A 25009-nucleotide genomic window follows, 5' to 3' on the forward strand; every position below is an offset into this window, starting at 1 on the left:
GATTATTTATCTCCGCTCCATAGTGCATTTTGTGGTGCCATTTCAGGCGCGCGCTCTTTCTTGTCTTTCTCTGCCAGTTTCTTCCAGCGTTTCATGCCTTTGTGAGAACGAAGCTGTGGGTTAGCAATTTCATCAACGGCAAAGTTAAGTAGAGCAAGACCAGTCACCAAAAGAGTTAAGGCGATACAAGGTGCTAATACTTCCCACCATGCGCCAATCAACATTGCTGATGAGGTTTGCACGTTGTAAAGCATGATGCCCCAACTGATGGTGTTAGCATCGCCCAGGCCCAAGAACGAGATTACAGCTTCAGTATTGATAGCGAGCATTACTGAGCCGATGAAGCTTGCACCGACAATCGGGATTAGGTTTGGTAAAATTTCAACGAAGATGATGCGGAATGAAGACTCGCCCAATACTTCAGCGGCTTTCACAAACTCTTTCTCACGCAGAGCCATGGTTTGAGAACGGACAACACGTGCGCCCCACGCCCAAGAGGTACCAGCGATAATCAAGGCAATGGTGAGTGGACCTGCTTCGCCAATAAAGGCTGCCAGTACAAAGAGCAATGGGTATTGAGGGATTACCAGCATGATGTTCATCGCTGCACTCAATATGTCATCCACTTTGCCGCCGAAGTAACCTGCCGAGATACCAATGACCGTTGCTAGGAAACATACGATGATGCCAGCACCAAAGCCGACACCCAGCGATACGCGAGCACCGTAAGCCACTTGTGACCAAATATCACGACCCATACGTGAAGTCCCCAGAACGTGATCAGCCTTTTTCGACATAATCAGCGTACGACGATCATCTGCTAGATTTTTAGCTACCCAGCCATCAGGATTATTTTGCGCTTGTTTTACGACAAAGCTAGGGTATTCGTGTGGATTACCGGTTCGCTTGTCTGGCGCATGTTTCGTAAGTAAAGGAGCTGCGATCGCAACGAATACGAATACGGTAACAATACCAAGACCGATTCGAGCGAATGAGTTACCTAAAATAAGTTTGAATAGTTCTTTCATGATTATTTGCCTCCCGTACGTAGGCGAGGGTCTAGAATCATGTACAGCATGTCAGCCATTAAGTTGAAGCACAGCATGAACATCGTCATGATAATTAACTGACCTTGAAGTACTTGGTAGTCACGAGCGTGAATTGCGTTAAGTAGCACGGTGCCTAAACCTGGGTAGTTGAAAATCATCTCGATGATCAATTGACCACCAATGGCCATACCCAAAGACATAGATAGCGCGGTTACACTTGGAAGTAGCGCGTTACGTGCGGCGTAATTGAAGACGACACGGTTCTCGCTCAGCCCTTTGCCTTTCGCCATCGTGATGTAGTCTTCGGCGAGAAGGTTGATCATGTTGTTACGCATATTGACGAGGAAGCCGCCGATCTGGACGATGGTTGCACAGAATAGCGGGAGTACTGCGTGGTAACCCACGTTTTTGATGAACTCCCAGCTTGACCAATCAGGGATAGTACCTGGCGTGTAAGCATAGCCAGATGGGAACCATTTTAGGCCAATCGCAAAGGTAAACAGCGCTAACATTGCGATAACCATCTGTGGGATAGCTTGAATGATCAATGTACCAGGCGTTACGAATGCATCGTACTTACTACCACGCTTCCATGCGGCAAAAATGCCGAGTACAGAAGCGATTGAGAAAGAAAGTACAACCGCAGTACCAGCTAGGAAGAGAGACCAGCCAAATGCACTACCTAGTAAAGAGTTAACTGAAAGAGGGTAGAACTGGATTGATGTACCTAGCTCCCAACTTAGAATGTTTTTAATGTACGAAAAGTACTGAATGTAAATCGGCCCATCAACGAAACCGAGCAGTTCTTTCATTGCTGCGATTCGTTCTGGCGTCACCTGTACAGAAGCGTTAGCAAACATCATGGTAACTGGGTCACCAGGCATTGCTCGCGGAATAATAAAGTTTAACGTCGCTGCAACTAAGAGCGCGACAAGATAGAACGACAAACGTCTTAAAAAATAACCCATAACTCACACCTTACTCACCCAGATTTTTTCCCTGTTTCTGGTTTCAGGTCGCTCCTAGCGAAATTTAGAGCGAAAAATCCCCTGACGACGAGCGCCACATATTGGTTTCGTTAACAAGGGATTTTTATAGGCGGCACACGGGATGTATGCCGCTTGAAATGAACTTCTACTTATTTAACTGGTTTTAGGTCCAGTACGTGAAGTAGACGCTCTGGGATACCAGCCCAAATGTTTGGACGGCCCTTAGGATTTTCTTCGTTCCACCAACCAGTGAAGCGAGTTGTGTTGTATTGATACATGTACGCGCCAGATAGCACAGGAATGGTTACTTGGTCCTGAGCAATGATCTTCTGGATACCATGAGCGATTTCTAGCTGTTCTTGCTTATCAGCGGTTTTGTAGAAGCTGTTAAGAAGACCGTCTAACTTATCGTTCTTGTAGAAGTGCATTGCAAAGCGAGGCATACCGTCACCAGACTGTAGCTTCGAGTTGTAGCCGCTGTCCCAGTACAAGTGTGGATCCGCACCGTGGAAGTAGTTGGTGTAAGCAACGTCGTATGTACCTTCTAGCATTGCTTGGTTGTATACCGAGAAATCTGGAGTACGAGCACGTGCTTTAATGCCGACTTCTGCTAGTTGCTCAACAGCTAGTTGTACAGTGTTGTTAAAGTCAGTCCAACCGTTTGGCGATTGAATGAGAAGCTCGAAAGACTTGCCAGATGGTGTATCTACAAAGCCATCTTTGTTTACATCTTTGAAGCCTGCTTTAGCAAGAAGCTTTTTCGCACCTTCGGCGTTGTATGTGTTGTAACCTTTGTACTTGTTGTGCGTCTCTTCGTCAGACCAAGCTTCGAATGCGTAGCCTAGACCCGAAGCGAAGTCATTTACTGTACCGCCACCGTAGAATGCAATGTCGATAATCGTTTGACGGTCTAGCGCCATAGAGAACGCACGACGGAAGTCAACGTTAGTAAGTGCTTCGTTTTTCGCCGCGTCTGGGTTTTTGAAGTTCACTACAAACGCTTGAGTACCCGCTGGTGGGTACCAGTAGTGGTGATTCGGACTTGCTGCAGCGTAAGTGCGGTCGATGTCTGGTACGAATGAAGACGTCCAGTCCATTTCGCCGTTAACGATTTTGCCCAAGAATTGGTCGTTGTTAGCGATTTGTGGCACTCGTAGACAGTCTACATCTAGGTTATCAGCATCCCAGTAATTCGGATTCTCACACTGAATGTATAGTTGCGGTGTAAAAGTGTCGATTTCGGTAAATGGACCACTACCTACAGGATTTTCGTTTGTGAATGTTGCTGGATCTTTCACTTTGCTCCATACGTGCTTAGGTACAACTGGTACTTTCGCAATTTCGTAAGGAACGTTTGAGTTTGCTTCGCTTAGACGGAATTTAACTTTGTAGTCGTTAACTTTCTCTACGCCAGTAACCCAAGAGTTGATACCAGATTGGTCTAGCTCTGGCTTCTCTTTAACTAGGTTGAAAGAATAAACTACGTCATCAGCGGTAAACGCTTTGCCGTCAGACCATTTTACGCCCTTACGAATATCGAAGGTCACGCTCATTAGGTCATCAGCCATGGTAAAGTTTTCTGCTAGACGAAATACTGGCGTGTTACCGTGCATTTCGTTAAAAACAACGAGCGGCTCGTAAATAAAGTCGGTTGTTGTGTGCAGGTTAGTTGCACCCAAGAAAGGGTTAAAGTTACGAACGAAAGTTGTAAACTCTTTAGGGTGGATAGTCAGTTCACTGCGTTCAGCCGCAGTAGCTACCGATGCAAAACCTGTAGTAGCCGTTGCAATAATTGCTGTTGCTAGTGCTGTTTTTTTAATATTGGCAAGCATAGCTGTTCCTTACTATTTGCTTTCATTTCACTAAATGGAATTGAATGTCATCAATTGATAAACACTCTCCAAGACCTACCTCTTGTTTATGCATTACTCATTACAACATTGAGTTTCGCCAAGAGTGGCCTGTAGGCCTTAGGCAGGAGTAAGAAAACACCTTATCCATAAAATAATCAAACTCGATTCTCGTTAAAAACGTTAAAATATCGTCACTCTCCGTTATAAACGTTATTTTGGCTAATTTTGACTAGAGATAGACCAAAAAATAAACGTTGATATGCGTCGCAGTTTATATCCTTGTTAATAGTAAGTGTTAGTAAATGCTAACCTATAATCTATTTAAAATAAAAGCCTTCTGATTCTCTTCCTGGTTCGGAGATCTCGCTCACATGCAGAAAATGTGTTAATTAATTAGCTAAAAATTAATCTGCCGTTCTGTTGTGATTGAGTTCGCAATCTCTGTCAATTGTTGGTTAAAAACCGTTTGTTATCTGAAAAATAGTCTCTTTTATCGACAGTTTTCTCTCATTTATTACTCTTTTTTTATTGTGAAAATGAAGTGTTTTATTCGCTCGACTCAACCTAGTTTGGGTAGGTTATATCGATAGAAGCGTATGTTTGGAATGCCTACCATGGACAACTTTGTCCAGAGGCTTATTCCTCTTTAGAGAAAGAGAAGGGCTGGATAATAAAAAGCCCAGCGTATGCGCTGGGCTAGTTTTTTGATAGGTATTAGCTGGTCAACAGTCGCTGTAGTTTATCTCGTTGAGCTTCGATGTATGCACGCTCAGGACTCTGTTCTTTACAGTGTTCAAGGATGAATTCTATTGAGCTCAACACCGTTCTCCAACGTGGCGTTTTTGGCAGCGTTTCTATACGCATGTATTTATCCAAAGTGCGTGTTTGCAGAGTGCTACGGTCAAGATAAACGCGCCATAAGCCACTTTGTTCGGCAAATGCGAATTTACTTTCACCAGTGACTGACTCCCAATACTCTAAGGCGTGTGTCATTGCGTCGACCAGAATTTCTCGCATTAGCTCTTGTTTGTCTTTTTTGTTACCAAGCGCTTTGTCTGCAAGCCGTGTAAACTCTCCACCGAGTTCTTTCAGCTTCTGCAGCTGGTCTTTATCGCCATCAAAAGCATAACTTGAAAGCACCTCTACTGCGGTTTCTAGGTTGTGTATGCGAGCGGCATTGGCTCCTCCGCCAACATTAAAGATATACATGACATCTAAGCCTGAGCCTTCAGGTAGTTTAAGAATGTCTGCTTCGATGTTTTGACGAATATCTTCAATATAGATATCAATCTTGCCACAGTAATGAGGTTGTTTGACGGTCAGATACTTAGGTGCAATCAACTCATCGGCAGATGAACGTTTTAATTGTTCTAAGTTACGCTTGAATAGCTTGCAAGCAGCTTCATTAGCAAACCGGATACGTTTATCTTCACGCAAACAGATAATCGCTTCAGGAGCCGATTCCAGTTGTTCCAACAATCGCCCTTGAGTTTCTAATAAGCTTGCCTCTACAGCCGCTCGTTGGCGAAGTTCAGATTCAAGTATCTTATTCTCCATGTGGCGCATTTCAGCTTGGCTTGCCGTTAAGTGCGCTTGGATGCGCGCAGCTAGCTCTTGTTTATTGAATGGCTTAGATAAATAGTCGTTGGCTCCTGCTTCAAAGCCTCGTACACGATCTTCTGTTTGACTAAGCGCGGTGAGCATAATGATAGGTAGCTCGGCATGGTCATAAGTTTCACGTAATTCACTGCAGACTTGATAGCCGCTCATGCCTGGCATCATGATATCCAATAACAGGAGTTCCGGTTTTTCCTGCTCAACGAGTGCTAATGTTTCTGGTCCATCAGAGACGGTACGTACGCGATAGCCCTCTAAACGTAAGAAGCTCTCAAGCACACGCAGGTTTACTGGTTCATCGTCAGCGACATACAGTAACGGGCCGTCTGGATTCTCTGGCAGTGATAAGTCTTCATTGTTCTCTACATCGATTTCAGGAATCTGGAAGTGTCCGTGCGCTGCAAGGGTTTGAGTTGTTTGGATCTCTTCTTCACTGGCAAGTGGTAACGTGAAACTGAAGGTGGTGCCGACCATAGGCTGGCTGCTGACGTATAACGAGCCACCCATCAACTCAATCAATTGACGGCTAATCGAAAGCCCGAGCCCCGCACCTTGACGATAGCGACTTGCGTCTTGTCCTGCTTGGATAAGTGGTTCGAAAATATGTTCAAGATGTTCTGCGGGAATACCTTGCCCAGTATCCACAACTTGCACACGAACATGATCATCAACCACATTGGCGGAGATAACGATTTTACCTTCTGAGGTGTACTTAATCGCATTACCGATCAGGTTATATAACACTTGTTCAAGGCGTTGAGGATCGGCAGACACCGCTTTCAAATCCGCTGGTACTTGGTTGATGATACGGATGGTTTTATTTCCGAGTAAATGACTGGAAAGCTCTAGTACCAGTCGCGTTGCACTGGCTAAACTCACCGCTGACTTCTGGATATCCATGCTTCCGTAACGCATTTTATGATAATCCAATAAGTCATCAACAAGGTTTGCGAGACGTTGCCCACTTTTAATGATGATATCAAGCTGATATTTTTGGCTAGCAGGGATAGCACCGTTAGCGCCGGACGCTAAGGTCTCAGCGATTCCGACCATGCCGTGCAATGGTGTGCGAAGTTCATGAGAAGTGGTGGCTAAGAACTCATCTTTAAGTTTGTCGGCCAATTGCAGTTCATCATTTTGTTTTTGAATGATCTGGATGTTGCTCTCGAGCTCTTCATTTTGCTTCTTAATGGTTTGAATTTTCTCTCGAATAGAGCGTTGCATTCGTTCAAAACTCAGCGCAAGACGGCCAATTTCATCTTTGCGAACCGTATTAAAGGTGGTGTCATCAAGATCTCCGGCAGACACTTTTTCGGCAGCCCAAGTTAACTTCAGCAACGGAGAAGTAATAAAGTTTGATAAATAATGGGAAGCGATTACCACTAGAATGATGGCGATCAGCATGGCGATAACAAACAGTTTTTCTAGTTGATGAATACGAGCGAAAGCTTCGTTTTCTGGTAATTGCACGACGAGTGCCCAAATAACACCACGCGTTTCAATCGGTGCATAAGCAGCGATGATCTCTTCACCTAAACCGTTCGTGTAAGTGCCGACGCCAAATGCACCAGAGAGTGCTTTATCGATCACTTCTAAGCTGTTCTTAATGTCATCTTGCTTGGTGTTAATTGTGCGAGGTTGGTGATCATTTCCAACCAGTAAGGTATTAATGGATGACTCTCGGTTGGCGTCTGCGGCTAACTTCGTGATGCCATTATTTGGTAAGCGGAACATAGCATAGCTGTGTAGGTAGCCTTGCTGAACAATTGGAGCACCTAACCAAGCGACTTGTTTACCACCTTCCAGTTCGAAATCAGACACAATCACAGGGGTGTAGTCTTCATTCACCTTACGGCGTTCAGTGACGTCATCAGCTAGACGCTTGAAGGTTTTGCCAAGTGCTGAGTCTTTGTAGGGGCCTGATAATAAGTTTGTTCCGTAGTTATCGTCTTTGTTGATCGAGTAGGTGACATTACCGTTGATATCGACCAGCAAAATATCATTAAAATCAGAGCGCTTGAGGAGCTCCAAGTAGGCCCAGTGGTAACGTTTATGTAAGAGTCGGTAACGTTCACTTCCGACATAGTTGGAAGACTCGGGTAACGTTGACGTTTTGATTTGATCTCCGCTGCCTTCAATGTAGCGCTGTTGGGCATTTTTACGAGATTCTTCAATGTCATTACCTAAACGACTAAAAGCATTGACGAGACCGTAGAATCGACCACCACTGGCGTAAGCCAGTTCAGAGCGCACAAAGCCCATGACTTCGGTTTCCCGCGCCTCAAAGTAGTCGATAATTTGCTGTTGTTTTGTATCTCGAACAGACAACAAGTGTGAGGTGCTTTGTTCTTGCAGATCTTTACTGTGGGACTGTAGGAAAAAGATCGCAGTAATAGTAAGAGGTGTGATACTGAGCACCAGAAATGCGGTCATCAGTGTACTCTGAAGGCGCTTAAATTTCTGTTTTTTGTAGAATTTAAACATGGATAAGATTACAACTCATAAAGGGCAGTTCTAAAATGTACTTCGCTGCCGAGGTTCTCGTTAAAAACGGATAAGATGTTCAACTAGATAGAATTAACAAAATTAACGAGTTTTTTTTCTTTGACAAGAAAGTTAGTTGTAAAGCGTGCAGGGTGACGCAGTTTTTCTTATGAGTGTTGAGTTTTTGAGAAAAAATCGCGCAGGTTTGTACCTGCGCGAGGGAAGATTATGACTTTTTCGCGTAGTAGATAGAAAACTTATTGGTCTTATTTAGCGTCTCGCAATTATTAAACGCTCGCTCAATAATAGGTGGATATTTTAAGAAGCTATTCGCGACAATGATCATTTCACCATGGTTATCGAGATACTTTGGAGCCTGACCCAATAGTGTTTCTGCTGCGTTGTAGTTCGTATCCAAACCACTGTGGAAAGGTGGGTTACTGATGATAAAACGATAATCGTCGGCAGTGTCTGAGTAAATATCAGAGGCGAATACATGGCCGGTTAATCCATTGGCTTTTAGTGTGGCTTGACTCGATGTGATGGCATACGCGTTAATGTCACACATCTCAATCGCAATTTCCGGATTGGCTTTTGCCATGAAAGCACCTAACACCCCAGCACCACATCCAAAGTCGAGGACTTTACCTGATAGAGTAGGTAAGGTTTCGAGTAATAGGCGGCTACCTAAATCGAATTCGCCATGACTGAATACTCCAGGCAAGCTCTTAACAGTCAGTGATTGCTCACCAAGTGTGACCGTATAGGTTTTAAACCAGTCTGCTTGATTGAACGGCTTTGGTTCATTGAGGCAAGTGCCCCAGTAAAATGAACAGCGACGAGCGGAATCGTATTTATTGACCGGGCCATACTCTTTGAACATCTTCTCGATGCTTTTAACACCTGAGCGGTTTTCGCCAACCACTACAATTTCAGTGTTCACGCCTAGTTTCGCCATCAACATCGCCAGGAGGTATTCGGCTTCGGCTTTGGCTTTAGGCCAGTACAAAAGCACCATGTCTGCTTGTGTCTCAGTATTAAACTCAGAACCAAAATGGCTTTTAACCTTGTTATGAGTGCGAATTTGACGGTAGAAGCTGTAGTTTGAAGTGAAGACTTCCACAGATTCACAGTGTTTGGTCAGTTCAAGTGGAAAGAGATCTTCGACTTCACCTGCAACTAAAACATGTTTTCCGTTGAAGTACTCGAGCTGACGCTGAGCTATTTGGCTAGGAGCGATATAAGCAGACATAAATTGGGTTCATCAGAAATAATTTGGGGCAGATTTTCGCACAATCTGCCCCAAGCTTGAAGTGATTAAGCTGTGACTAGCTGTTGTCTTGCTGGTTGAGGAAGTCTTTGAATTCTTCTTCGTAGATATTAAACAGTACCATTGTCACGGCAAAAATCAGTGGACCGTAAATCAGGCCGATCAATCCGAATAGATGCAGACCACCCAGTAACGAGAAGAAAATCATTAGGGTATTCATGCCTGCGCTGCCTTGCATTAGCAGCGGACGCAATAGGTTATCAATAGAACCAACGACGACCACACTCCACACCGTCAAGAAGATAGCCCAAGTCATATCGCCTGTTAAGAACAAGTACGCCGCTGCAGGAATCCAGATTAGTGCGGTTCCGACCACAGGGATGAATGATGCAAAGCCCATCATCGTTCCCCAGAATAACCCCGGGAAACCAGCGAGCCACATACCGATACCGCCAGCCAGACCCTGTGCAATAGCCGTTAGGAATGAGCCCATCACGGCTGATTTAGAAACCTGCTCGATCTCTGTCAATATACGGTCTTCCTGGCTGCGTGAAAGTGGCAGAATATGACGAATCGCAGAGATAATTTTGTCGTGGTCACGAAGCAGAAAAAACAGCACAAACAGCATGAGGAAGAAGTTCATTAGGAAGTTGGTGGCGTCTCCTAAAATCTTTGCGCTGATAGCAACTAAGTTAGAGCCAAACGATGTAGCAAATTGACCAATTTTCTCAGCAATGGCTTTTGGCTCGATTTTATCGAAAGGTAAGTACTCATTAACTATAGCTAGACCTTTGATAACGAAAGGATGTTGGAATATATCTTGGATGCCGCCATTCGTGACCCAGTTGTACGTATTTTGTGAAAAAACAGAGCCTTGTTGAACAATGGCTGCAAACACAAATAGCAGTGGTATAACGATAATAAACGTCAAGACGACACATGACAGCAGTGCGGCCATATTGGGGTGCTTGGGAATTTTTCGCTCAAACCATTCGTGTACCGGAAACATGAGCAAAGAAATGATAAAAGCCATCACAATGGAATTGATGTATGGCTCAACCAATAAGTAGCAAGCAAAAGCAGCGGCGAGTAAAGCGACCATTAGCACTCGGTGACTCGACGTTATTTTTACATTATTTGGCATGAGATTAGTCCAACTTACAGGTGACGTTTACGGTTTTCGCCTTCAAAGATGGCGTTGAACCTTTATTACTTTGCACTCTTAACTCTTTCAACCTTATGACAATGCCGAATTAGAGCAGAGCAATATACCTTGTTATAATGACCACAAATCAGTCGGTTATCAATCAAGAGATGAACTATGGGTTGTTGCAACGGTGATAAAAAGTGTCAAACCGAGAAAAAAGCCAAACGAATACCGTGGTTTGGCATTGTTATTGGTGTTTTAGCAGTATTGGTTATATTGAATTGGCAATAAAAAAGGACCGTGATGGTCCTTTTTTAAATTAGTTATCGCAGCTTTTAAGCGATTATTTTGCTTCTTCTGCAAGAGTTGCAAAACAGCGGTCAGCCGCTTCTAGCGTGGCATCGATTTCTTTTGAACCGTGAGCAAGGGAAGTAAAGCTCGCTTCGAACGCTGAAGGCGCTAGGTAGACACCGTGTTTGAGCATTAAGTGGAAGAAGCGCTTGAAGCGTTCCACATCGCACTTCGTTACGTCTTCGTAGCAAGTCACTTTTTCTTGGTCAGTGAAGAAGAAGCCAAACATGCCGCCCACTTGGTTCACAACCAGAGGAATACCGTGTTTCTCTGCTAGAGACTTAAAGCCATCTGCTAGTTGTTTGGTTTTTGAAGCTAGGCGTTTTTCGTTGCCTTCTTCTTTTAGAAGGTTCAAACATGCATAGCCTGCAGCCATTGCGACAGGGTTGCCAGAAAGCGTACCTGCTTGGTAAACCGGACCCGTTGGCGCAACGTATTGCATTACTTCTTTACGACCACCAAAAGCACCCACTGGCATACCACCACCGATCACTTTACCCAGTGTCGTTAGGTCTGGCTTGATGTTGTAGTGCGCTTGTGCGCCACCAAGTGCCACGCGGAAGCCTGTCATTACTTCATCAAAAATCAGTAGGGCGCCTTCTTGATCACAGATTTCACGTAGACCTTCGTGGAAGCCTTCCACTGGTGGGATACAGTTCATGTTGCCTGCAACTGGCTCAACGATGATACAAGCGATTTCGCCTTTGTTAGCAGCGAATAGCTCGCGTACAGAATCTAGGTCGTTGAATGTTGCTGTTAGCGTGTGCTTAGCAAAATCTGCAGGAACGCCAGGAGAGCTAGGTTGACCAAGAGTCAGTGCACCAGAGCCCGCTTTGACTAGCAAGCTGTCTGCGTGACCATGGTAACAACCTTCAAACTTCATGATCTTGTCGCGACCAGTGAAGCCACGTGCAAGGCGAATCGCGCTCATAGTCGCTTCGGTACCAGAACTTACCATACGGATTTGCTCCATTGATGGAACAAGTTCAGAAACTAACTCTGCCATCGCGATTTCAAGTTCTGTCGGCGCGCCGAAGCTAAGGCCACGTTGCGCTGCGTCAATGACGGCTTCGCGGATAACCGCGTGGTTGTGGCCAAGAATCATTGGACCCCAAGAGCCAACGTAATCAATGTACGCTTTACCATCGGCATCAAAAATCAGTGGACCGTCTGCTCGTTCGATAAATAGCGGAGAGCCGCCAACGCCGTTGAATGCACGAACTGGTGAATTGACACCGCCAGGGATGGTTTGCTGAGCTTTTTGATACAGCTCTGATGATTTGGTCATGGGGTTATCCTCTTTTGATTGCTCGGACCAAGTGGAGCGCATTGTACCTAGCTATAATCAAGTTAGAAACGTTTTGCTTAATTTATGTGTTGTTTCGCAGTGTAATCTTATATATCCGCATCTGTTATAAAGAATCGGCGGTGAATACTTGAACGAGTTTGTCAGGTATTGGATAATCGTCTCAATTAGCACAAATTTGACGTCTTGCTTCAGGCTTGACGCATTACACGAGTGAGAGAGGTCTTCGTGAGCGAAGTAAACGTACCATTATCTTTTTCTGACGCAGCAGCATCTCGCGTTAAAGCATTGATTGCTGAAGAAGAAAACCCAGCATTGAAACTGCGCGTATACATTACTGGTGGCGGCTGTAGCGGCTTCCAATACGGCTTTACTTTTGATGAAAATGTAAACGAAGGCGATACGACAATCGTAAACAGTGGTGTAACACTGGTTGTAGACCCTATGAGTCTGCAATATCTCGTTGGCGGCATTGTTGACTACACAGAAGGGTTAGAAGGAGCGCGCTTCTTTGTAAACAACCCAAATGCAACGACAACATGTGGTTGTGGTGCATCGTTCAGTGTGTAATTAACACCAATCAGGCAGCCAGTGGCTGCCTGAACTTTACGTAGAAGGATGTCACGTAAAGTCGCTCTCGCAGAATATGCAGAGAAATAATAAAAAGGACTTTATATGTCTGGATCGTCTTTCGGACGTCGCATTGTCGAGCGCCCGTGGCTAGTATCTCTTATCCTCATATTGCTTCTTGTTGCATGGTTGGCAATCGGTCAACTGAAAGCACAAGATGATAATCTCAATTCTTCATCCTCTTCAACGAACACCACGCCACTTGCAAAGGTGATGTTCGACACCTTTATTGCTGAACCCACAAGTAAAACCATCGAACTGTATGGGAGGACTGCACCCAATCGTCAAGCGCGCCTTGGCGCTGAAGTCGCCGGTAAAATAGTCAGCCTCAATATAGAAAAAGGTCAAACAGTCAAGCAGGGGCAAGTGATCGCAAGCATCGACAAGCGCGATCTTGGTATTCAGCTCAAGCGGGCTCAGGCGATGCTGTTGGTTAAAGAGAAAGAGTTTAATGCAGCTAAATCGCTAAAAAGTCGCGGACTACAGGGCGAAGTTGCGTTTGCGACAGCACAAGCGGCATTGGTGGATGCTCGAGCGAATTTGAGCAACGTGCAAACAGCATTAAGAAATACCGAGGTGAAAGCACCATTCGATGGCATTGTTGATCACCACTTTGTTGAGTTAGGCGACTTTGTAGGGATTGGCGATCCTATTGCGACGGTCATTGATTTGGACACTTTGGTGATTGAAGCTGATGTCAGTGAGCGGCATATACAATACCTTAAGGAAGGTCTACAAGCCGATGTAAGAACCATTAACCAACAGCATTATCAAGGTCGGGTACGCTACATTGGGCGTGTTTCTTCTGCTTCTACTAACACCTTTCCAATTGAAATCGAAATTGATAACCAAGACGCAAGAATTCCGGCCGGTATGAGCGCTGAAGTACAGTTGCCGTTGAGTGAAGTGTTAGCGGTAAAGATTACGGCTGCAATGCTAGCACTCGATGAAGAAGGTAATTTAGGCGTTAAAACACTGCGTAATGAGCATGTTGAATTTGTTCCGATTCAGCTCGTTAAGGCCGAGGGTGATGGTGTTTGGCTCTCTGGGTTAGGAGAGCGAGCCGATATTATCGTGCTGGGGCAAGGGTTTGTACGCGATGGCGATCAAGTACTGGCCAACAAAGTTGATGACGTAGTTGTTGAAGCGGCTAGTGAGCAGTAAGGAGCACCTATGTACACTCTGATTGATGCTGCGTTATCTCGCGCTCGCACTATGCTGACATTATTGGTGATGATCTTAATTGCCGGTGTCATTACTTACGTCACTATCCCCAAGGAATCGAGCCCTGATATTACCATTCCTATTATCTACGTTTCCGTTGGACATCAAGGCATTTCTCCCGTCGATGCCGAGCGTTTATTAGTTCGCCCAATAGAGCAAGAGTTGCGCTCTATTGAAGGCGTAAAAGAGATGACCTCTGTGGCATCAGAAGGTCATGCTTCGGTGACGCTGGAATTTAGTGTTGGAGTGGATCTTGATAAAGCGATGGCAGATGTCCGAGACGCCGTTGACCTTGCGAAGCCAAAATTGCCAGAGGACAGTGATGAGCCAACGGTAAACGAAGTCACGTTTGCATCTGAAGAGCCTGTTTTGACCGTTGTGCTCTATGGCACCGTACCAGAGCGAACCATTGTTCAGATTGCTAGAACGTTACGTGATCGTTTGGAAAGTTTCCGTCAGATTCTTGAGGTTGAAATCGCAGGAGATCGCGAAGACATCGTGGAGATAGTTGTCGATCCACTATTAATGGAAAGCTACGGTCTCGATCAAGCGGATATTTATAATTTAATCGCCTTGAATAACCGGGTTGTGGCAGCGGGGTTTGTCGATACTGGGTATGGACGCTTTTCGGTAAAAGTCCCATCGGTTTTTGATTCACTGAAAGATGTGCTTGAACTACCGATCAAGGTGAATGGCAAAGAGGTGATCACTTTTGGCGATGTGGCGACAGTACGACGTGCATTTCGCGACCCTGAAAGTTTTGCTCGTTTAGATGGTGAATCTGCCATCGTTTTGGACGTAAAAAAACGGGCAGGGGAAAACATCATTGAAACGGTTGAGCTGGTCAAAGAAGTACTGGCTCTGGGTCAGAAGCGCGCCGAGTGGCCGGACAATTTGCAAGTCAAATACACTTGGGATCAATCCGACGATGTCAAATTGATGCTCAGTGATCTACAAAACAATATCTTATCCGCTATTATCCTCGTAGTTATCGTCATTATTGCCATATTGGGGGTTAGGACCGCGCTTCTCGTAGGGATTTCTATTCCAGGATCGTTCTTGACTGGGTTGTTGGTGTTATCGGTATTTGGGCTGACGGTCAATATCGTCGTACTGTTTGCTTTAATTATGGCGGTAGGCATGTTGGTGGATGGTGCCATTGTGGTGACAGAGTTTGCAGATCGGCGCATGCAAGAAGGAACGCCACGTAAAGAAGCCTATCGAGATGCAGCAAAGCGAATGGCCTGGCCTATTACCGCATCCACAGCAACCACATTGGCTGCGTTTGCTCCGTTACTTTTCTGGCCAGACATTACTGGTGAGTTCATGAAGTACTTACCACTTACTTTAATTGCTACTTTGGCCGCTTCGCTGATGATGGCTCTACTGTTCGTTCCTGTCATCGGTGGGATCATTGGCAAGCCTCAAGTAGTCAATCAGAAAGCTCAGCGAGAAATGGTTGAGCTGCATAACGGCAACTTTGAAAAAGCGACAGGCATTACCAAGCTTTATTACCAGACTCTGTCGGTAGCGATTCGTCATCCATGGAAAGTCTTACTCAGCGCGATACTGCTAGCGGCAGGTGTCGGCTTCACTTACAACAAAGCTGGCTTGGGTGCAGAGTTTTTCCCTGAAGTGGACCCTGCCTTTTTTACCGTTAAAGTTCGTTCTTATGGTGACCTGTCTATTCACGAAAAAGATGTTGTTATGCGCGAAATCGAGAAGGTGATGCTCGGTCATGACGAGTTTGAAAGTGTCTACACGCGCACGGGGTCGAGCGATAATGGGGACGAGATTGGCCAGATTCAAATAACTCCTGTGGATTGGCAGTATCGACGCAAAGTGAAAACCATTATTGAGGAACTAAAAGAGACCACAGATCGCTTTTATGGTGTTGAACTTGAATATAAATTCCCGGACGCAGGACCGCCTGTCGAGCATGATCTCGTGATTGAAGTGTCATCACGAAACTTGAGTGTTAGTGCGTTAGATGAAGCGGCCAAACAAGTCCGACACTGGGCTGATGGTAATCCTGCACTGACCAATTTGAGTGATACCACTAATAAGGAAGGGATTGATTGGCAAATTGATATCCAGCGAGATGACGCTTCTCGCTTTGCAGCGGATGCTACCTTAGTCGGGAATACCGTCCAGTTTGTTACGAACGGTTTGAAAATAGGCGATTATTTGCCCGATGATGCGGATGAAGAAGTCGATATTTTGGTACGCTATCCACAAGATAAGCGCGATATTGGTCGATTTGACCAACTGAGAGTGAAAACGGCAGCTGGTCTGGTACCGATTACGAATTTTGCTCAAATCAAACCAGATCATAAGCAAGACACCATTCGTCGGGTCGACGGTCATCGAGTTATCAATATTAAAGCGGATATGGTGGAAGGTTACAATTTGGCTCTTGAGCTACCGAAGATTGCCGCTGGAATGGAACAGCTCGACTTACCGGAAGGCATTGAATATAAGATTCGGGGTCAAAATGAAGAGCAGGAAAACTCATCAGCATTCTTACAAAATGCTTTTATTGTCGCGCTTGGTGTGATGGCTCTGATTTTAATTACGCAGTTTAATAGCTTTTATCAAGCTTTCTTAATCCTCAGTGCTGTGTTGTTTTCTACCGTTGGGGTCTTTGCTGGATTGCTTATTTTCCAAAAGCCATTTGGCATCATCATGTCGGGAATAGGGGTGATTGCGCTTGCAGGTATTGTTGTGAATAACAACATCGTATTAATCGATACTTATAATCAGATTCGTAAACGTGGCTTAGAGAAATCTGAGGCGATCTTGCGTACAGGTGTGCAGCGTTTAAGACCCGTTTTACTCACGACGGTGACCACCATACTAGGCTTATTGCCAATGGTGCTAGAAATGAACATCGACTTAGTTAACCAAAAAGTGGAATTTGGCGCGCCAAGCACTCAATGGTGGTCTCAACTTGCGACGGCTGTCGCGGGTGGATTGGCGTTTGCGACTTTGCTAACACTGGTTCTGACACCATGCTTGCTCATGCTCGGGAGAGAGCATCACTCCGAAAAGTAAGCTTCATCGTGATGATATTGAAGAAACAAAAAGGGCAGCTTCGCTGCCCTTTTCAATGCATCAATTTACTTCATTGCTAACAGTTTGCTGTAGCGCTCAAGTTTGTCCATGCTAATTTTTGCGTTTGCCATGAAAGTTTGTCTTGCTTTGCCTGTTAGGGATTTAGACTGTGGCAAATTCACCGTACGCGGGTTTTTGTGGACACCATTCACAAGGAACTCATAGTGCAAGTGAGGGCCTGTTACACGACCTGTTCCGCCAAGCGTACCAATGGTTTGACCTTGCTTAACGCGTTGACCAGCTCGTACTGTACGTTTAGTTAAGTGCAGGTACTTGGTAATGTAAGTATTGCTATGTTTAATGAAAACGTAGTTACCATTAAATTTGTTGTAAGACGATTTTTGAACGACACCATCGCCAGCCGCCCAAATCGGGGTGCCCACAGGTGCAGCATAATCTGTGCCTCTATGAGGACGAACGCGTCCCGTTACAGGGTGTAAGCGGCGTGGGTTGAAGTTAGACGAAACTCGACGGAAATCCAACGGCGCGCGCAAGAACGCTTTTTTCATTGCTCGTCCATTTTCGTCGTAATACTTGCCACTTTTCTGATCCAGTATTGCGGTGAAGGTATCGCCTTGGTTTTTAAAGATCGCAGCAATGATTTTTCCACGACCGATTACTTCACCTTCTACCACTTCCTCTTGGTAAAGCACTCGGAAGCTGTCGTTTTTACGAATATCTAAAGCAAAGTCGATGTCCCAACCAAATATGCCGGCCAGTTCCATGATTTGGTTGCCATTTAATCCTGAAGAGATTCCCGCATTCCAAAAGTTTGATTTGATAGTGGCTTCAGCGTAGTTGTACTGGAAGTCGACTTCTTTTTTATCGACTTCTGAGACGTATTTGCCGTCTTTTAACGTGATACGAAAAGTTTCGAATGCGCTTAATGTTCTTCTTAACTGTACTAAGTCGTTGTTTTCATCAAAACCGAATTGCAATCGATCGCCAGGTCGAAGCCGGGTTAATTGCTTTTCCACTTCTTTGTCTGATGAGACAAGCTCATGCAATAGGCGGGCAGAAAGCCCCACGCGACTAAACAAGATGGCGGCACTCTCACCATTTTTCACTTTGTACGTTTCCCAACGCAGTACAGCGGGGGACGCTGGAGACGAACTGTTTAGTGCACTGAGTTCTAGGGAAACTGGCACAGGATAATGTTGACCAACTTTTAATCGGCTCTGCTGCGGGTCTAGGTCTTGCGGATCAGGTAAAAAGAAGAGCGCGAAGATAATCAGCGCACTAAAAAAACCGATCAATACTTTGTGCAAGAGTGGAAGTCGGACAAAAATCGAATGCATGAGGTACTTGATTGCTAAATTAAACGGAAAAATTGACAACTACCTAGTCTAACGTGTTTCAAAATGCATCGCTATTCAAGTAATATGTTCAGCTATTATATTTTTGCCAAATCTGTGGGAGTGAACAAGAATGGCGAGCATTGAAGCTGCACTAGCCGAGATTAAGCGCGGTGTTGAAGAGCTGATTCCAGAAGAAGAGCTTATCGCAAAACTAAAAGAAGACCGTCCTCTACGTATTAAATTGGGTGCGGATCCTACGGCTCCAGATATTCACCTAGGTCATACGGTTATTTTCAATAAGCTTCGCTTGTTCCAAGAGCTAGGTCATGAGGTGACGTTCCTAATTGGTGACTTCACTGCAATGGTTGGTGACCCAACAGGTAAAAACACAACACGTCCACCGCTAAGCCGCGAAGATGTATTGCGTAATGCAGAAACTTACAAAGAGCAGGTATTCAAAATTCTAGACCCTGCAAAAACTAAGATTCAGTTCAACTCTGAGTGGTTATCTGAGCTTGGTGCAGAAGGTATGATTCGTCTTGCTGCAAACCAAACCGTTGCTCGTATGCTAGAGCGTGATGACTTTAAAAAGCGTTACGCGGGTGGTCAGCCAATTGCTATTCATGAGTTCATGTACCCACTTCTACAAGGTTGGGACTCAGTAGCAATGGAAACTGACGTTGAGCTTGGTGGTACTGACCAGAAGTTCAACCTGCTAATGGGTCGTGAACTGCAAAAGTCTCACGGTCAAAAACCACAGGTTGTACTGATGATGCCTCTTCTCGTGGGCCTTGATGGCGAGAAGAAGATGTCTAAGTCAGCAAACAACTACATCGGTATCAGCGAAGCGCCAAGCGAAATGTTTGGTAAAATCATGTCTATTTCTGATGACCTAATGTGGAGCTACTACGAGCTGCTATCTTTCCGTCCTCTGGAAGAGATTGCTCAATTCAAAGCTGATGTAGAAGCAGGCAAAAACCCTCGTGACATCAAAGTATTGCTAGCAAAAGAAATTATTGCTCGTTTCCACAGTGAAGCTGATGCGGATGCGGCAGAGCAAGAATTCGTAAACCGTTTTGCGAAGAACCAAATTCCTGATGAAATGCCAGAATTTGATTTTGATGCAGGTCGCCCAGTGAGCAATCTGTTGAAAGAGGCTGGCTTATGCCCATCATCGTCAGATGCGATGCGTATGGTTAAGCAGGGCGCTGTGAAGATGGATGGTGAAAAAATTGCGGACAGCAAATTTGCTCCACAAGCGGGTACTTACGTGTTCCAAGTAGGCAAACGTAAATTTGCACGTATTACTATTCAGTAATCAATAATCGCTGCAAATGAAAGCGCCTGATGGGCGCTTTTTTTGTATAAAAATTTAGCGAAAAAGACAAAGTAAAACTTCCAAACATGTTTAACTTTGCTACTATACTCTCGCTGCCAATAATGGCAGCGATATCGGAGATTTACATGAACAATACCGACCATCCTCCCAGTCGTTGGGTGAGTAAGAGCAAGGGAGCGAAATAACCCGCTTCGGTATTGGCGATCTCCGCCTTACCTAAGTGGTGAGGCATCTTTTCTAATTTTCTTCTCGTTATTTCCTTCATACATTCTGAATAGACAGTGCGTCCGCATTGGTTTTCTCTGTGCATCTTAATTGTTGTGTGACTTTAAGTATGCAAGATTGACTTTGCGTGCCTTGTCGATGGTCGTTACCAATGCCAATCGGGAGATTCGCCATGACGGTAATGAACAACACTTTTATTGAAACAACACCAAACTTTTCTGAAGTAGAAATTGGTGCAGCTCGCAATGCATTTTTGCAGTATGAGCAAGAGCAACAAGTCCATTTGCTTACGATCATGCCGATCGATGAGGCGGTAGGTATTTTGCAGCATTGCTCTGTCGGTTATGTGAATAGTCTTATTGCTCAACTTGAGCAAGCAGGCCATGACAAACGCGCACGTCATTATGCTCACCAATTGGGCTTGCATATGTCTGAAGTTGATACACCTGATGGTTATTTATCGACTAGTGTTTTGGGGCACGTGAAGCAGCGTATTGGGTGGATCATTGCACTGGCCCTTTTAGGGATTGTGTCGGGTTTGATCATTGCTCAGTATGAAGACACCCTTAGCCAGCTCGTTTTGCTTGCGGTGTACATGCCTGTGATCGCTGCGGCTGGTGGTAATACAGGAACACAAGCTGCAACTTTGGTGATTCGTGCTCTTGCAACTGGAGAGCTAAAAAAACGCCAATGGTTAGAAGTTTTGTGGAAAGAGAGCCGCGTTGCTCTATTTATTGCGTTAGCTATCGCTATCGTGATGATTGGACGCATTATGTTATTTAGTGCCGGTCAATCAACAGGGGGCTTTGAACTTACCGATATCGCACTGGCAATAGCAGTTGCGCTGTTCATTCAAGTCACCATTTCTACAACATTGGGCGGGCTGTTGCCAATTATTGCACGAGCTTGCAAGTTGGACCCAGCCGTATTGGTGAGTCCAGTTCTTGCATCTATCGTCGATATCTCAGGGATGTGGATATACTTTAATGTGGTGAACTATTTCTTGGGTATCGCCTGACTAAAGTTCACAATATCACTATAAAAAAGCTGCTCAAAATGTGTAATAGGGGCGATGACAGGCGTGTTATCGTCCCTTTTTTCTGGGAAGTAGTCTGAAACAAACTGAACAAAAACGGTATTAGGTTGACCATTTTTATCCAAGCCATATCCGGCCATGTTATAAGTTCCGTAGAGGGAGCCGCTTTTGGCGATCAATTGTCCTTTAATTGGCAACTTTCGCATACTTTGTCGGTACTTTAGTGTGCCTGACTCACCTGACTTCGGCATGATGGCGATCAGTTTAAGCTCGTCTTCGTGCTTCCAAATATAACGAAGAATTTCCGCCATTTTGGTGGCGGAGATACGATTGTTTCGTGAAAGTCCTGAGCCGTCTTCTAGGCGCGCATTACGAATATCAATACCAGTATTGGCGAAAATGATCTGCTTGATCGCCTCTGTACCGTTGGCAAAGCTACCTGACTGAACAAAAAACTTAGCGCCAAGTGTTTTGGTTAATGTATCTGCAATCAAGTTATCAGAGTTTTTAAGCATCTCTTCCAAAATGTCTGGTAATGCCTCTGATTGGTGCATGGCGATTAGCTTGCGCTGTTTTTCCGGAGCCGAACCGATCCGAATCTTTCCTGATAACTCAATATTGAGCTGCTTAAGCAAAGCTGCCAATCTATGGCTGGTATAAAGTTCGGGATCTTGAACCGCAAATTTCAGTGGCAATGGTTTGTCTCTTTCAACCAAGCACCCTGTTAGCTTGTAGTTGTTATCGGGATTTGCAACTAAACCTAAGTCACAATGACGACTTTTCTTAATGGTTTTAGAAACTGTTTCTACGGTACTTGTGACACGAATAGGTTGATGATCAGGTACGTAGACTCGAGTCCCACCGTCCTTTTGCGTATAGATAGAAGCCTGCACACAGTTGTTATTGAGTGTGATGGTCGATGCCGGAGCGCTGTAGCAAACTCCCAAGATATCCCACGGCCAGCCCACTGCACGGTTGTAACCAGTGAATGCGCTGTTATCGAGCCATAAGTCACCGTCAATACGTTTTAAACCATTTTTCTTGGCTAGGGCAAGAAGTGATTTTAAATCGTTGGTTTGGAGCGTTGGATCGCCGACAAAGTAAATCACTGCGTCTGAGCTCGACGCTTCTAGCTTGGTTCGAAAGCGGAAGTTATCACCCAGCTCTAACTTCGCCGCTAATGCTGTGACGATTTTTAATGTACTGGCTGGTGGGAATAATTGTTCGGTAGGATGAACACCGTCAAGTTCAGCATTCTCACTGAGTTTTTCCGCGACTAAACTGATGCGAGAGCCTTCCGGCAACACTTCTTGATGAGGGTACGCTTGTGAAAAAGCAGAAAGTAATGAAGAGAATATGAGCAAGGGCCAACGTAAACGCATAATGATACTTTCTAAGGTGAGTTATGTGATTGAGTATACGCAAGTCCTTTCAATATGCTAGGTAACTAAAGAAATGCTTTATATGTCATCAGGAATGAGACATGAGAGAAAGGCGCGCGGCTTAAAATGGAGTATAAAAAATGCCCGCTTGAAGCGGGCATTCGATATTCTAGTCAAAGACCGGAATTAGAAGTCGTAACGTAGACCTAGAGCTAGCTCGTCTTCTGCATCAGCTTTAGATGCTGTAGTGTTGCCACCAACTTTACCTAGTTTATCGCCAGAGTCGATTAGGTTGAAGTTGTATGAAACGTAACCACGGAAGTTAGGCTTGAAGTAGTAAGATGCATCAACAGCGAAGTTGTTAGCAGAAGTTTCGTTGTTAGTTTCTGCGTTGTTGTACGTTGTTGTGAATACTGTTTGACCTAGAGTGTAAGCACCAGCTAGTTCGTAACCAGTGTAGTCACCTTCAGTTTTCGCTTTTTCACCATCAGTGAAGATACCAGCGAAGTATAGGTCACCCATAGTGTAAGATGCAGCTAGCATGTATTCGTTAGCTTCGTCTTGGTCTGCGTAACCAGCACCTAGCTCAAGACCTGTGTCTGCTACTGCGTAGATTGCAGATAGAGAGTAGCCGTCTTGTTTGTTGTCTGAGTAGTGATCAACGCGATCGTTTTCACCAGCAGGAGTACCGTCTGCTTTTAGCTCTGTACGGTCAGCGAAGCGGTAGCTTGCTTTAACACTTAGGTTTTCGAATTGACCTTTGTAAGCCATCATGTTGTCTGTACGGTCTGCTACAGCTAGTTTGTCTGCTGCAGAGTTACCGTGGTAAGCCATGATATCTGTGAAGTCAGTGATAACGCCTAGTGCACCTTCAGTTTTACCGTATGCGAACTCACCGTAAGCACCACCAAGACCAGCGTAAGCAAGACGAGTTTCTAGATCGCTCTTGTCGTCGCCGTCTACAGTACCGTTTTGAGCAGTCTCAAATTCACCTTCCCAGAAACCAACACCGTATAGGTTGTCATTGATCTCTTGTTTACCAAGGAAGTTTAGACGGATGCGAGATTTGTCTTGAGCGTCGCCATCTTTCATAGATAGACGTGCTTCAGCACGGCCGCCCATTTCTAGAGAAGTGCCGTCTTGGTTGTAAAGTTCAGCTGCGTTTACGCCAGTTGCCATAGCTGCTGCAGATACAGAAAGAGCAATTAGAGTCTTTTTCATCTTATTTGTCCTAGTTAGCTGTCCATAATCATTGTTGTATGGGGGAGAGGTAATCTCTCACAAGTTGTTGGTCTATAATTGGCCAGTAAGCGGTATAATTCGCCCTTGTAAGCCTTTGATCTAACAACTCGCTGGACATGTTTTACTGCTAAAGTTTCCGTATGAGTTAGTAAAATGATATAAATCGTATCGATGAACACTGTTCGATTGTTCTGGCTTTTGATTTAAATTTTTGTTTTAAATGATATTTTGTGGCTATAACATTCGTCTGACATTGATTAGTTTTTATCTTTTTTGATGTTTTTGGTGTAATGAACAGTGTTGTTTTTCAACAAATTGCGACAGTGATGCACTCTAGAATCGTTCTAAAAGTGACTTATATCATTATGCCGAAAATGCATAGTCTTACAGCCTTTCGAATTAAGATGATTTCGTCCGGGAGTTTGTTTACACTAAATGAAATACATCTTTAAGCGCACTACCCAGCCCTATGGCAGGGTGGGCTTTTTTTTGTCCAAAGACCCATTTGGGCTTGAGGTTATAAAATGGAAAAAGTTCCAATGACACTACGTGGCGAGCAAAAGCTACGTGCAGAACTCGATCGTCTACTTAAACTACGTCCTCAAATTTCAGAGGCAATCGCTGAAGCTCGAGAGTTAGGTGATTTAAAAGAGAACGCAGAATATCACGCCGCTCGAGAAGAGCAGGGTATCTGTGAAGCACAAATCCGTGACATTGAATACAAACTGTCAGTTGCTCAAGTAATTGATGTAACGAAGATGGAGAACACGGGTAAAGTTATTTTTGGTTCAACCGTAACCTTGATTGACATCGACACCGAAGAAGAAAAAACATACCAAATTGTTGGTGATGACGAAGCAGACATTAAAGCTGGCCGTATTTCAGTAAGCTCACCAATTGCTCGTGGCTTGATCGGTAAGATGGAAGGCGATGAGGTTGCTATTCAAACTCCGGGTGGCGCGAAAGACTTCGAAATCGACCGAGTAGAGTACATCTAAGTCGTTGAGAGTAGTCTGTTACTCCAATAAAACGCAAAAAGGTCGCCAATGGCGACCTTTTTTCTTCAGCAACGTAAGTAGAATTACTTACGAGGGATTTCGATTTTACGCTCTTCAGACTGGCGGTACAGCACAAGCACTTTACCAATAGTCTGAACTTTTTCTGCGCCCGTCTCACGTACGATAGCGTCGATGATTAGCTGTTTTGTTTCACGAGCTTCTGAAGCAACTTTTACTTTGATCAGTTCGTGATGGTTAAGAGCGATTTCAATTTCTGCTAGCACGGCTTCTGTAAGTCCATTTGCGCCCATTAGCACGACAGGTTTTAAACTGTGAGCTAGGCCTTTAAGGTGCTGCTTTTGTTTGGTGCTTAGGTTCATTACGCGGCCAATTTTCTTTAAAATAAGGGTTGAAAAAAGCTATTTTAACGCCATCTATTGCTGAAGACTATAATT

The 25009-nt window shown here is 44.7% G+C and carries 17 protein-coding genes; 6 read left to right on the forward strand and 11 right to left on the reverse strand.

Translation table 11 applies throughout. The features are described 5' to 3' along the window. Positions 1 to 2 precede the first annotated feature (2 nt). The 7 genes from ACZ5ZC_RS20345 to hemL all read right to left on the reverse strand — a co-directional run bounded on the left by ACZ5ZC_RS20345 (position 3) and on the right by hemL (position 12048). Positions 3 to 1028: an ABC transporter permease gene (locus ACZ5ZC_RS20345; protein ID WP_005394707.1), complete on the reverse strand. Its 1026-nt coding sequence runs from the start codon at positions 1026 to 1028 to the stop codon at positions 3 to 5. 2 nt (positions 1029 to 1030) lie between these two features. Further along, on the reverse strand, positions 1031 to 2017 hold the full coding sequence (locus ACZ5ZC_RS20350) for an ABC transporter permease (RefSeq protein ID WP_005394705.1): 987 nt from the start codon (positions 2015 to 2017) through the stop codon (positions 1031 to 1033). A 170-nt stretch (positions 2018 to 2187) separates the two neighbouring features. After that, a complete protein-coding gene (locus ACZ5ZC_RS20355) occupies positions 2188 to 3870 on the reverse strand; it encodes an ABC transporter substrate-binding protein (RefSeq protein ID WP_005394703.1) in 1683 nt (560 codons plus the stop codon). A gap of 735 nt (positions 3871 to 4605) precedes the next feature. Then, positions 4606 to 7992, reverse strand: a complete 3387-nt coding sequence (locus ACZ5ZC_RS20360; RefSeq protein ID WP_048625952.1) for a hybrid sensor histidine kinase/response regulator — start codon at positions 7990 to 7992, stop codon at positions 4606 to 4608. A gap of 226 nt (positions 7993 to 8218) precedes the next feature. Then, complete coding sequence (rsmC, locus tag ACZ5ZC_RS20365; protein ID WP_005394693.1) at positions 8219 to 9244, reverse strand: 16S rRNA (guanine(1207)-N(2))-methyltransferase RsmC; 1026 nt, start codon at positions 9242 to 9244, stop codon at positions 8219 to 8221. A 76-nt stretch (positions 9245 to 9320) separates the two neighbouring features. Next, positions 9321 to 10406 carry an AI-2E family transporter gene (locus ACZ5ZC_RS20370; protein WP_006743285.1) on the reverse strand — a complete coding sequence of 362 codons (1086 nt, stop codon included), beginning with the start codon at positions 10404 to 10406 and terminating at the stop codon, positions 9321 to 9323. Positions 10407 to 10752: 346 nt separating this feature from the next. Continuing rightward, positions 10753 to 12048, reverse strand: coding sequence for a glutamate-1-semialdehyde 2,1-aminomutase (gene hemL / locus ACZ5ZC_RS20375; RefSeq protein WP_012841437.1), 1296 nt, complete (start codon positions 12046 to 12048; stop codon positions 10753 to 10755). 246 nt (positions 12049 to 12294) lie between these two features. Here hemL and erpA point away from each other — a divergent pair, with 246 nt between their 5' ends. The 3 genes from erpA to vmeK all read left to right on the forward strand — a co-directional run bounded on the left by erpA (position 12295) and on the right by vmeK (position 16974). After that, entirely contained in the window at positions 12295 to 12636 is a 342-nt protein-coding gene (erpA, locus tag ACZ5ZC_RS20380) for an iron-sulfur cluster insertion protein ErpA (RefSeq protein WP_005380031.1), read from the forward strand. Between the two features lie 105 nt (positions 12637 to 12741). Then, positions 12742 to 13860: an efflux RND transporter periplasmic adaptor subunit gene (locus tag ACZ5ZC_RS20385; protein ID WP_464932235.1), complete on the forward strand. Its 1119-nt coding sequence runs from the start codon at positions 12742 to 12744 to the stop codon at positions 13858 to 13860. 9 nt (positions 13861 to 13869) lie between these two features. After that, entirely contained in the window at positions 13870 to 16974 is a 3105-nt protein-coding gene (vmeK, locus tag ACZ5ZC_RS20390) for a multidrug efflux RND transporter permease subunit VmeK (protein ID WP_395208617.1), read from the forward strand. Between the two features lie 65 nt (positions 16975 to 17039). Here the strand turns inward: vmeK and ACZ5ZC_RS20395 are convergent, their stop codons facing one another. Then, the gene (locus ACZ5ZC_RS20395; RefSeq protein WP_046875053.1) at positions 17040 to 18332 is read right to left on the reverse strand and encodes a peptidoglycan DD-metalloendopeptidase family protein; all 1293 of its coding nucleotides are present in this window, start codon (positions 18330 to 18332) and stop codon (positions 17040 to 17042) included. A gap of 130 nt (positions 18333 to 18462) precedes the next feature. Here ACZ5ZC_RS20395 and tyrS point away from each other — a divergent pair, with 130 nt between their 5' ends. Then, positions 18463 to 19650, forward strand: coding sequence for a tyrosine--tRNA ligase (gene tyrS / locus ACZ5ZC_RS20400; RefSeq protein ID WP_047008954.1), 1188 nt, complete (start codon positions 18463 to 18465; stop codon positions 19648 to 19650). A 418-nt stretch (positions 19651 to 20068) separates the two neighbouring features. Then, a complete protein-coding gene (locus tag ACZ5ZC_RS20405) occupies positions 20069 to 20914 on the forward strand; it encodes a magnesium transporter (protein ID WP_192943656.1) in 846 nt (281 codons plus the stop codon). Here the strand turns inward: ACZ5ZC_RS20405 and dacB are convergent. Further along, complete coding sequence (dacB, locus tag ACZ5ZC_RS20410; protein ID WP_464932236.1) at positions 20893 to 22314, reverse strand: serine-type D-Ala-D-Ala carboxypeptidase; 1422 nt, start codon at positions 22312 to 22314, stop codon at positions 20893 to 20895. The genes ACZ5ZC_RS20405 and dacB overlap by 22 nt on opposite strands. Positions 22315 to 22500: 186 nt before the next feature. Continuing rightward, on the reverse strand, positions 22501 to 23535 hold the full coding sequence (locus ACZ5ZC_RS20415) for a porin (RefSeq protein WP_054867131.1): 1035 nt from the start codon (positions 23533 to 23535) through the stop codon (positions 22501 to 22503). Between the two features lie 545 nt (positions 23536 to 24080). On the opposite strand from ACZ5ZC_RS20415, the gene greA reads away from it, so the two are divergent. After that, positions 24081 to 24554, forward strand: coding sequence for a transcription elongation factor GreA (greA, locus tag ACZ5ZC_RS20420; RefSeq protein ID WP_005380065.1), 474 nt, complete (start codon positions 24081 to 24083; stop codon positions 24552 to 24554). Between the two features lie 83 nt (positions 24555 to 24637). Here greA and yhbY read toward each other — a convergent pair whose 3' ends face one another. After that, a complete protein-coding gene (gene yhbY / locus ACZ5ZC_RS20425) occupies positions 24638 to 24934 on the reverse strand; it encodes a ribosome assembly RNA-binding protein YhbY (protein WP_054867132.1) in 297 nt (98 codons plus the stop codon). Positions 24935 to 25009: the final 75 nt, after the last annotated feature.

Source organism: Vibrio sp. JCM 18905 (genome assembly GCF_055393305.1).

Bases quoted from the DNA above. Each gene is read 5' to 3' on its own strand.
- ACZ5ZC_RS20415 (WP_054867131.1), bottom strand. From the start codon at position 23,535: ATGAAAAAGACTCTAATTGCTCTTTCTGTATCTGCAGCAGCTATGGCA.
- dacB (WP_464932236.1), bottom strand. From the start codon at position 22,314: ATGCGTTTACGTTGGCCCTTGCTCATATTCTCTTCATTACTTTCTGCT.
- ACZ5ZC_RS20345 (WP_005394707.1), bottom strand. From the start codon at position 1,028: ATGAAAGAACTATTCAAACTTATTTTAGGTAACTCATTCGCTCGAATC.
- ACZ5ZC_RS20350 (WP_005394705.1), bottom strand. From the start codon at position 2,017: ATGGGTTATTTTTTAAGACGTTTGTCGTTCTATCTTGTCGCGCTCTTA.
- vmeK (WP_395208617.1), top strand. From the start codon at position 13,870: ATGTACACTCTGATTGATGCTGCGTTATCTCGCGCTCGCACTATGCTG.
- ACZ5ZC_RS20385 (WP_464932235.1), top strand. From the start codon at position 12,742: ATGTCTGGATCGTCTTTCGGACGTCGCATTGTCGAGCGCCCGTGGCTA.
- rsmC (WP_005394693.1), bottom strand. From the start codon at position 9,244: ATGTCTGCTTATATCGCTCCTAGCCAAATAGCTCAGCGTCAGCTCGAG.
- ACZ5ZC_RS20405 (WP_192943656.1), top strand. From the start codon at position 20,069: ATGACGGTAATGAACAACACTTTTATTGAAACAACACCAAACTTTTCT.
- ACZ5ZC_RS20355 (WP_005394703.1), bottom strand. From the start codon at position 3,870: ATGCTTGCCAATATTAAAAAAACAGCACTAGCAACAGCAATTATTGCA.
- hemL (WP_012841437.1), bottom strand. From the start codon at position 12,048: ATGACCAAATCATCAGAGCTGTATCAAAAAGCTCAGCAAACCATCCCT.
- ACZ5ZC_RS20360 (WP_048625952.1), bottom strand. From the start codon at position 7,992: ATGTTTAAATTCTACAAAAAACAGAAATTTAAGCGCCTTCAGAGTACA.
- yhbY (WP_054867132.1), bottom strand. From the start codon at position 24,934: ATGAACCTAAGCACCAAACAAAAGCAGCACCTTAAAGGCCTAGCTCAC.
- ACZ5ZC_RS20395 (WP_046875053.1), bottom strand. From the start codon at position 18,332: ATGCATTCGATTTTTGTCCGACTTCCACTCTTGCACAAAGTATTGATC.
- ACZ5ZC_RS20370 (WP_006743285.1), bottom strand. From the start codon at position 10,406: ATGCCAAATAATGTAAAAATAACGTCGAGTCACCGAGTGCTAATGGTC.
- tyrS (WP_047008954.1), top strand. From the start codon at position 18,463: ATGGCGAGCATTGAAGCTGCACTAGCCGAGATTAAGCGCGGTGTTGAA.
- greA (WP_005380065.1), top strand. From the start codon at position 24,081: ATGGAAAAAGTTCCAATGACACTACGTGGCGAGCAAAAGCTACGTGCA.